Raw genomic sequence first — 1883 nt, 5'->3', positions numbered from 1 at the left:
CCGGCCCTGAGCCTGGTCCCGGGCAGCCTGGCGGCGATCCGTGCCGGCGATGCCTACAGCCAGCAGTTCACGGCTGCCGGCGGCGTCGCGCCGTATGCGTATTCGGTCAGCAGTGGCGCCTTGCCTGCCGGCCTGGTGCTCGATGCCGCCAGCGGCCTGCTGAGCGGCACACCGACCGCGTTCGGCAGCTTCAGCTTCACCGTGCAAGCGAAGGATGCGCACCAGTTCACGGTGCAGCAGGCGCTGACGCTGCAGGTGAACCAGGCGCCGCCGCCGGTGCCCAATGAAACGGCGACCACCTCGGCCAACCAGGAAGTGAGCCTGACCATCGCTTCCACGGATGGCAGCCCGATCACGGACGTGACCATCGTCACGCCGCCGCAGCACGGGCGCGTCACGGTGGTCTCGAGCGGTGCCTCGGCGCGCATGGCGCGCGCCGTCGCCGGTGCGAGTTTCAAGGTGACGTATGTGCCGGATGCCAACTACTTTGGTCCGGACAGCTTCAGCTACACGGCGACGGGTCCGGGCGGCACCTCCGCGCCGGCCACGGTCAGCGTGACGGTGGCGCCGCAGCCGGTACCGGTGCCTGTCGCCAAGACGGCGACGGTCCTGGCCGGCACGCCGGTGACCCTGCAGGTGACGCAAGGCGCCACCGGCGGTCCGTTCACGGCGGTGGCCATCACCACGCAGCCGGCCAGCGGCACGGCGGCGGTCAATGGCCTGGACATCGTCTACACGCCCGGCATCAACACCAGCGGCGACATCAGCATCGGCTACACCGTCTCGAACGTGTTCGGCACCTCGGCGCCGATGACGTCAACGATCAGCGTCAATCCGATGCCGCAGGTGGCCAGCCAGAGCGCCACGGTGGTGGCCGGCCTGACGGTCACCGTCGACCTGACGGCGGGTGCCACGGGCGGCCCGTTCACGGCGGCGAATGTCCTGAGCGTCGCGCCGGCGGAGGCGGGCAAGGCGGTGGTGCGCGACGTCGGCACGGCCGGCAAGCCGTCGTACCAGCTGAGCTTTGCGGCCTCGGGCAAGTTCGCCGGCGCGGCGGTGGTCAGCTACACCCTGAGCAATGCGTATGCCACCTCGAAGCCGGGCGTGGTCAACGTCACCGTGACGGCGCGGCGCGACCCGTCGCTCGATCCGGAAGTGATCGGCCTGCAGGCGGCGCAAGCCGATGCGGCGCGGCGCTTCGCCAGCGCGCAGCTGTCGAACTTCACGCAGCGCCTGGAAAGCCTGCATGGCGACGGCTGGGGACGCTCGACCTTTGGCCTGAGCCTGACGCCGCCGAACGACAGCGGCAATCCGACGGCGGCGCTGGCGCGCTGGCAGGAGCAGGAGGCGGACCGCGTGTTCGGCACGGCGGTGAAACCGTTCATGCGCAAGGCGGCCCTGCGCCAGCCTGACGCCGGTTTCAGCAGCGAGCGGCAGCAGGCCGATGTCAGCGGCGCCACGAATGGCTTGCCGGACATGCCGCAAAAGCCGGACACGCAGAAGCAGGCGCTGGCGCTGTGGCTCGGCGGCGCGGTGGACTTCGGCCAGCACTATGTGAATGGCCGCGAGACGGGCTTCCGCTTCCGCACGAATGGCGTGAGCGTGGGCGGCGATTACCGCCTCAGCGACCTGGCGACCCTGGGCGTGGGCGCCGGTTTCAGTCATGACCGCAGCGACGTGGGCCAGAACGGCAGCCGCAGCACGGCCGACAGCGCCGTGGCGGCCGTGTATGGCAGCCTGCGTCCGAGCAAGGGCGTCTTCCTGGACGGCGTGCTCGGCTACGGCACCCTGCAGTACGACGCCTCGCGCTACCTGAGCGACGGCAGCGGTTTCGCCACCGGTGAACGCGATGGCAAGCAGGTGTTCGGCGCGCTGGTGGGCGG

General features: G+C 70.6%; 1 protein-coding gene. It reads left to right on the top strand.

From position 1 onward, the window contains the following. Window positions 1-1883 (top strand): Ig-like domain-containing protein (locus AC07X6_RS28505; protein ID WP_494793216.1); only part of this gene is annotated, 1883 nt, incomplete at both ends.

The organism is Janthinobacterium sp. GW460-12-1-14-LB5, assembly GCF_059423585.1.
The sequence above is the reverse complement of the archived record's forward strand: the minus strand, read 5'-3'. Positions and strand labels throughout refer to the sequence as shown.